We start from the raw sequence: 6,719 nt of genomic DNA on the forward strand, positions 1-6,719 counted from the left end.
GAGCGCTAGTCTCGTGGGCTCGGATATCTGTATAAGAGACAGCCTCGGCGGCCCGGGCGATCGCGTCGGCCAGCAGCCCGGCCTGGGCGCCCTGACGCAGTTCGCCGAGGAAGAGGCCGGTCAGGACGCGCTGCTCCTCGGCGGTGGCGGCGGTGTAGAGCGCGGCCACCAGGTCCCGGCGGCGGGCCTGCGAGCCCGCGCCGTGCACCGCCGCGATCTCGTCGATCGCCGCGTCGACCCCCGCCACGGTCAGCGTCGCCTCGGCAGCCGGTGGCGGCAGGTCGCGCAGCGCGGCCCAGCCGACGCCGGTCTGTCGCTGGCGCAGCTCGCCCGCGAGCCAACCGGCTCCCGCCGCCACCTCGTCCGGGTCGAGCCGGCGCAGGGCGTCGGCGAGCAGCTCGACCTTGGCCCGTCGGCCACTGACGGCACCGACGGCTGCGGAGGTGGCAGCCAGGTCGAGGAAACGCACGACCTCATCCTGCCAGCCACCCCCGACAACGGGTGTCACCTGCGCGGGAGCTGCTCCGGCGGGTCAGGCCGGGACCGGCTCCTCGACCCGCAGGCCGCGCGCGCGGACCTCCTCGGCGATACGGGACAACGACGCGTCCACGGCGACCAGTGCGGCGGACAGCTCGGCGAGCTGTTCCTTGAGCGTGGCCTCGGGCCACGCGGAGACGTCGACGTCTCCCAGAGCGCTGACGGCGGCCTCCAGCGGGGCCATCACCTCGTTCGTACGCATGTTCGAGAGGCTACAACAGTGACGCGTCCGACACGCCGGAAACCGCCACCATTCGCGCGCCATTCACCGAGTTGGGGCCACGCCCGCCTCGGCCACCTTGGCCAGCAACAACGCCTCGGCGAGGCAGACCCGGGCGAACTCGCCCAGGTGCAGACTCTCGTTCGGCCCGTGTGCCCGCGCGTGCGGATCCTCCACACCGGTCACCAGGATCGCCGCCTGCGGGAACATCTCCTGGAAGGTGGCGATGAACGGGATCGACCCGCCGACGCCGATGTCCACCGGGTCGGTGCCGTCCCAGGCCGCGCGGAAGGCCGCGCGCGCCGCGTCGAAGACCGGGCCGGAGGCGTCGATGACGCACGGTGCGCCGTCGTGCTCGAAGGTGACGTCGACCTGCGCGCCCCACGGCGCGTGCCGCTCCAGGTGGTCGCGCAACGCGAGGTACGCCTGCTTCGGCTCGTCGCCCGGCGCCAGCCGGAGGCTCAGCTTGGCCTTGGCGGCCGGCACCAGCGCGTTCGGCGCCTCGGCGGTGGCCGGGGCGTCGATGCCGAGCACGGCCAGCGCGGGGCGGGTCCAGAGCCGGTCGGTGATCCGGCCGGAGCCGATCAGGCGTACGCCCTCGACGAGGCCCGCCTCGGCCCGGAACCGGTCCTCGGGGTAGTCGACGCTTGCCTCGTTCCGACCGACCAGCCCCTCCACCACCACGTTCCCGGCGTCGTCGTGCAGCGTGGCCAGCAAGCGGACCAGCGCGGTGAGCGCGTCCGGCACGGCTCCGCCGAACATCCCGCTGTGCACCGCGTGGTCCAGGGTGCGGACCTCGACGAAGCAGTTGACGACGCCGCGCAGCGAGGTGGTCAACGCCGGCACGCCGACGTCCCAGTTGGTCGAGTCGGCGATCACGATGACGTCCGAGGCGATCGCGTCACGATGGTCGGCGAGCAGCTGCTCCAACGAGTCGGAGCCGTACTCCTCCTCCCCCTCGACGAACAGCACCACGCCCACGGGCAGGCGGTCACCGAAGGCCCGCAACGCGGCGACGTGCGCCATGACGCCGGCCTTGTCGTCGGCGGCACCCCGGGCGTAGAGCCGGCCGTCCCGCTCGACCGGCTCGAACGGGTCGGACTCCCACAGCGCCCGGTCCCCGACCGGCTGCACGTCGTGGTGGGCGTAGAGCATGACGGTGGGCGCGCCGGGCGGGGCGGCCCTGCGGCCGATCACCGCGGGCTGGCCGCCGGCCCGCACGATCTCGACGTCGAGACCGCAGCCCCGCAGCAGCTCGGCCACCGCCTCGGCGGAGCGCTCCACGTGCGAGTGGTCGAATCCCTCGAAGGCGATGCCCGGGATACGGACGAGGCGTTCCAGGTCGGCCCGGACGCCGGGCAGTTCCCGGGTCAGGGCCTCCCGCAACTCGGACTCGGTCATGATCGGTGTGCTCATGACCGGCATGGTATGCCGCCCCCACCTGCGGTTCCCCGCCGAGCCAGATAGTAGTGACGGTCATCGTGCGGCAACCCGGGGTCACCGTCGACCACCAGGTCGGCCCGCCTCTGCGTGTCGTCGGCGGCGAAGTGCGCCTGCTCGGTGTCGTGCCACAAACGCAGCTCCGGCAGGATCCCCGGGCCGTCGCGCGCCACCGCCCGCGCCAGCCGCAACGGGTGCGGCGCGGTGACGAAGACGGCCAGCGTCAGGTCCGGCCCGGCGGCGGCCCGGGACGTGCTGACCCCCTCGACGATCAGCACCGGTTCCACCGGCACCGACACCGGCTCGGGTCGGAAACACCGGCGCACCCAGTCGTAGCACCGGTACGACCCGACCCGGCCGGACCGCACCGGCCGCAACACGTCCCGCTCCAGCCGCGTCCAGAAGGTGAGCTGGTCGTCCCACCCGTCGAGCAGGTCGTCGGTGTGCACCACCGGCGGACGTACCGCCTGCGGCCCGATGCCACCGAGGGCGTCGGCCAGGCGCGCGGCGAACAGCGTCTTGCCCGCCCCACTCGGCCCGTCCACGGCCACCAACCGGGTACGCCCCAACCGGGCCGGTGCCGCCAGCACCCGCCCCGCCAGTCCGGCGTACGACTCGAAGACCGCCACCACGGACACCGACGTTACCGATCGGGTTGTCCCGCACGGCTTCGGACCGCCTGCCGAGAAGCCACACGGCATGATCGTGGCGTGTCCCATTCCGTGATGAGTCCCGGCGTCGAGGCGTTGCTGGAGCAGGCCCGCTCGGGCATGAACCGGCTGTCCCCACAGGAGACGGTGCAGGCCGCCGCCCGGGGTGCCCTGGTGATCGACACCCGTACCGACGGGCAGCGGCGGGAGCAGGGCGACCTGCCCGGTGTCATCGTGATCGACCGGACCGTCCTGGAATGGCGGCTCGACCCGGCCAGCGACTGGCGGATCCCCGAGGCCACCAACTACGACATGGAGATCGTCGTGGTGTGTCGCCAGGGCTACAGCTCCAGCCTGGCGGCGGCCAGCCTGCGCGCGCTCGGCCTACACAAGGCGACCGACATGATCGGCGGGGTGGAGGCGTGGCGGTCCGCCGGGATGGCCTTCTCCGACCAGCCCGCCGACGTCCGCTACTGATCCACCGCCACGAGGGCTCGACTGCCGGCCCGCCGGCATCCCGCTCAGGCGATCATCAGCGCCAACGCCTCCTCCGCGTACGCGACCAGCAGCGCTTCCGTCTCGGCCTCGCCGGGCACCTCGGCCGCGTACGACATCAGTTCGAGCATCACGAGCGCGTTGCCCCGCGCCACGTACACCGTCGCCCTCCGCCCCGCCACCGGCTCGGAGGAGTCGGGAAGCTCCAGCCCTTCGTCGACGGGTAGCAGCCAGATCCACGCCCCGTCCCCGAGCTGGGGCACCTCGTGCCAGGTGCCGCGAGCCTGCGCCTTCGGTTGCGCGGGTATGCCTTCTTGGGCGAGCTCGGGGGAACCCGTGAGCGTGGTGCTGACGGAGAGGGCGTGCATGGCGGTCGGGTCCCGCCGGCTGGCCGCCAGCCCGCACTTGCTCATCTGCTGGTCCGGCCGAGACGGCCACTCCCGCACCTTCGCGGTGCCGCCGTCCAAGGCTGTCAACGGCTCCGGGTCCAGTTGCGCGCACAACTCTGCGACCAGTTGATAGCTGGCCGGGGAGGGCTGCGGCTCGGCTGCCGGAGCGGGCGGACCCGCACAACCAGCCAGCACCGTGGCAACCAACACGGGTGGCAGCGCCACGGCATCTCGGAGCCGACGGGCGAGAAACGTCACGGCGAGATGATGCCACGACCATCGATCCGACGAAGGCCCGGAGAGTCGATCGACGTCGATCGGCGTCGGGCGACGGCCCCGCCTCGGCTGGTGCGGGCGGCGGCTAGCCGGGGACGCCGGGCGGGATGAAGGGCAGGTCGGCGGGGGGCCCGGACTCGACGAGCCGACGCAGGGCGGCGGTGTCGAGGTGTTCCTCGACGAGGTCGCCGAGCAGGTCGAGGGTGCGTTCGCGGGCGGCGGCGAAGGACGTGTCCGGGGCGACCCGGAAGCCGGTCCGACCGGCCAGGCGGGCGGCCCGGTCGAGGAACCAGCGGCGGAACTCGTCGGACTCGAAGGTGCCGTGCCAGTGCGTACCGTGCACGACTCCCCGCATCATGCCCTCACCGGCACCGTCGGCGTCCCGCAGCAGCGGCGTCGACTCCGGGTCGGTGGCCGAGACGTACCCGTGGTGGATCTCGTAGCCCCGGACCGGAAGCTCCCCGGCGGCGGCGGTGCCGGCCGCCTGGCGGACGGTCTTGCGCGGGTCGAAGGTGATCTCGACGGGCAGCAGTCCGAGACCGTCGACGCTTCCCCGGCGGCTCTCCACCGGGTCGTGGATGGCGCGGGCCAGCATCTGGAAGCCGCCACAGATGCCGAGTAGTGGTCGTCCGGCCGCGACGTGCGCGGTGACCGCGTCGGCGAGGCCGGTCTCGCGCAGCCAGGCCAGGTCGGCGACGGTCGACTTGGAGCCGGGCAGGACGACGAGGTCGGCGGCGGCCAGTTCGGCCGGTTCGACGGTCAGCCGGACCCGCACGCCGGGCTCGGTGGCGAGCGCCTCCACGTCGGTGGCGTTGCTGATCCGGGGCAGCCGCACCACGGCCACGTCGAGCCATTCGGTGCCGCGCGGGGCGGCCGGGCGACCCAGCACCCGGCCATAGGCGAGCGAGTCCTCGGCGTCCAGCCACAGGTCCAGCGCCCAGGGCAGGACGCCGTACGTCGGGCGGCCGGTGAGCTGCCGCAGCGATTCCAGCCCGGGGGCCAGCAGGCCGAGGTCGCCCCGGAACTTGTTGACCACGAACCCCGCGATCAGGGCCTGGTCGGCGGGTTCGAGCAGGGCCAGCGTGCCGAACATGGCGGCGAACACGCCGCCCCGGTCGATGTCACCGACCACGATCGTCGGGAACCCGGCGTGCCGGGCCAGCCCCATGTTGACGTAGTCGCCGTCGCGCAGGTTGATCTCCGCCGGGCTGCCCGCCCCCTCGCAGACCACCACGTCGTACGCCGACCGCAACTCGGCCAGCGCCGCGTACGCGGTCTCGGACAACCGGGGACGCAGGGTCCGGAACGAACCGGCGGTCATCGTGTCGACCGCCTCGCCGAGCAGCACCACCTGACTGCTCAGGTCACTGCCCGGCTTGAGCAGCACCGGATTGAACCGCAGGTCCGGGGCGAGCCCGCAGGCTGCCGCCTGCATCGCCTGCGCCCGCCCGATCTCGCCGCCCCGGCCGTCCGGCCCGACGACCACGGCGGAGTTGTTGGACATGTTCTGTGCCTTGAAGGGCGCCACCCGGACGCCCTCGCGGTGCAGCCAGCGGCAGATGCCGGCGGTGAGCACGCTCTTGCCGGCGTCGGAGGTGGTCCCGGCGACCAGCAGGCCACCGCTCACCGTGTGCCTGTGAGGCGTCGGGCCACCGCGCCGACCAGCCGTCCGGCGGTCAGCGGATACGCCGCCGCGAGGCCGAGTGCGGCCAGTCCGACCGCACCGGAGATCCGGGCGGCCCGAGGCAGGTGCCGTGCCTCGGGACGGGGACCGTCACCGAGGAAGGGCCGCACCTCGGACCGGCCGAAGTAGACGTTGCGCCCACCGAGCCGGACGCCCAACGCGCCGGCCATCGCCGCCTCGCACTGCCCGGCGTTCGGGCTGGGGTGGTCGTCGCGGTCCCGACGCCACACCCGCCAGGCCCGCTCCCGGTCGCCCTTGCCGGCTGGCGCCAGCGCGACGGTCAGCAGGCCGGTCAGTCGGGCCGGCGCCAGGTTCAGCAGGTCGTCGAGGCGGGCGGCCGGGGTGCCGAACCGGGCGTAGCGCGCGTTGCGGTGACCGACCATGGCGTCGAGGGTGTTCACCGCCCGGTAGCCGAGCAGGCCCGGCAGCCCGGCCACCGCACCCCAGAAGAGCGGGGCGACCACGGCATCCGAGGTGTTCTCGGCCACCGACTCGACCGTGGCCCGGGCCAGCTCCGACTCGTCGAGGGCCGACGGGTCCCGACCGCACAGGTGCCCGAGCCGTGCCCGGGCGGCCGGCAGGTCCCCGCCCCGCAGCGCCCGTCCCATGGTCTTCGCCTCGTGCCGCAGACTCTGCCCGCCCAGCACCGCGAACGTGCCGGCGGCCACCAGCGCCGCACGGGCCAACGGCTGCCGCCGGGTCGCGTACGCGAGGGCGGCCCCGGCCAGCACCGGACCGCCGACACAGAGCGCGGTGTGGGTGCCACCGGCCAGCCGGTCGGGCCGGTAGAGCCGACGTTCGAGGGCGGCGGCGGCCCGGCCGAAGCCGGCGACGGGATGGCCGCGACGTGGGTCTCCGAAGTACGCGTCGAGCGCGTACCCGGCGACGAGTCCCGCCGCGTTCGCCACTGCGCCCGTATGCCGCACCCGCACCACCTCCGGCCGGCCAGCCTAGCCGAGCCCGGCCACCCGAACCGCTGCTCGACCGCCCCGCCCAGGTCAGACGGGCTGCGGCAGTCGACCCCGCCC

Annotated in this window: 6 protein-coding genes and 2 pseudogenes; 1 reads left to right on the forward strand and 7 read right to left on the reverse strand. The window is 73.9% G+C overall.

The window, feature by feature from the left end:
* The 4 genes and pseudogenes from EYA84_RS22985 to EYA84_RS23000 form a co-directional block, all read right to left on the reverse strand.
* A pseudogene (locus EYA84_RS22985) lies at positions 1 to 469 on the reverse strand (ATP-dependent DNA ligase); the annotation flags it as partial.
* Positions 470 to 532: 63 nt separating this feature from the next.
* A complete protein-coding gene (locus EYA84_RS22990; protein WP_131055226.1) occupies positions 533 to 739 on the reverse strand; it encodes a hypothetical protein in 207 nt (68 codons plus the stop codon).
* A gap of 63 nt (positions 740 to 802) precedes the next feature.
* Positions 803 to 2,158, reverse strand: a complete 1,356-nt coding sequence (locus tag EYA84_RS22995; RefSeq protein ID WP_176095987.1) for a dipeptidase — start codon at positions 2,156 to 2,158, stop codon at positions 803 to 805.
* Positions 2,151 to 2,969: pseudogene (locus EYA84_RS23000) on the reverse strand (uridine kinase); the annotation flags it as partial. The gene EYA84_RS22995 and the pseudogene EYA84_RS23000, both read right to left, overlap by 8 nt.
* Here EYA84_RS23000 and EYA84_RS23005 point away from each other — a divergent pair.
* Positions 2,923 to 3,324 carry a rhodanese-like domain-containing protein gene (locus tag EYA84_RS23005; RefSeq protein WP_131055236.1) on the forward strand — a complete coding sequence of 134 codons (402 nt, stop codon included), beginning with the start codon at positions 2,923 to 2,925 and terminating at the stop codon, positions 3,322 to 3,324. The pseudogene EYA84_RS23000 and the gene EYA84_RS23005 sit on opposite strands and share 47 nt — an antisense overlap.
* A gap of 44 nt (positions 3,325 to 3,368) precedes the next feature.
* Here the strand turns inward: EYA84_RS23005 and EYA84_RS23010 are convergent, their stop codons facing one another.
* From EYA84_RS23010 to EYA84_RS23020, 3 genes are all read right to left on the reverse strand, one after another.
* Complete coding sequence (locus EYA84_RS23010) at positions 3,369 to 3,989, reverse strand: hypothetical protein (RefSeq protein WP_131055230.1); 621 nt, start codon at positions 3,987 to 3,989, stop codon at positions 3,369 to 3,371.
* Between the two features lie 103 nt (positions 3,990 to 4,092).
* Positions 4,093 to 5,634 (reverse strand): cobyric acid synthase, encoded by a 1,542-nt coding sequence (locus EYA84_RS23015; protein ID WP_131055232.1) that lies wholly within the window; start codon positions 5,632 to 5,634, stop codon positions 4,093 to 4,095.
* A complete protein-coding gene (locus EYA84_RS23020) occupies positions 5,631 to 6,617 on the reverse strand; it encodes a cobalamin biosynthesis protein (protein ID WP_131055234.1) in 987 nt (328 codons plus the stop codon). The genes EYA84_RS23015 and EYA84_RS23020 overlap by 4 nt, the downstream gene beginning before the upstream one ends.
* Positions 6,618 to 6,719 lie beyond the last annotated feature (102 nt).

Source organism: Verrucosispora sp. SN26_14.1 (genome assembly GCF_004307965.1).
GTDB lineage: Bacteria > Actinomycetota > Actinomycetes > Mycobacteriales > Micromonosporaceae > Micromonospora.

Coding starts and splice junctions, on each gene's coding strand:
- EYA84_RS23005 (WP_131055236.1), top strand. CDS start 2,923: ATGAGTCCCGGCGTCGAGGCGTTGCTGGAGCAGGCCCGCTCGGGCATG.
- EYA84_RS22990 (WP_131055226.1), bottom strand. CDS start 739: ATGCGTACGAACGAGGTGATGGCCCCGCTGGAGGCCGCCGTCAGCGCT.
- EYA84_RS22995 (WP_176095987.1), bottom strand. CDS start 2,158: ATGACCGAGTCCGAGTTGCGGGAGGCCCTGACCCGGGAACTGCCCGGC.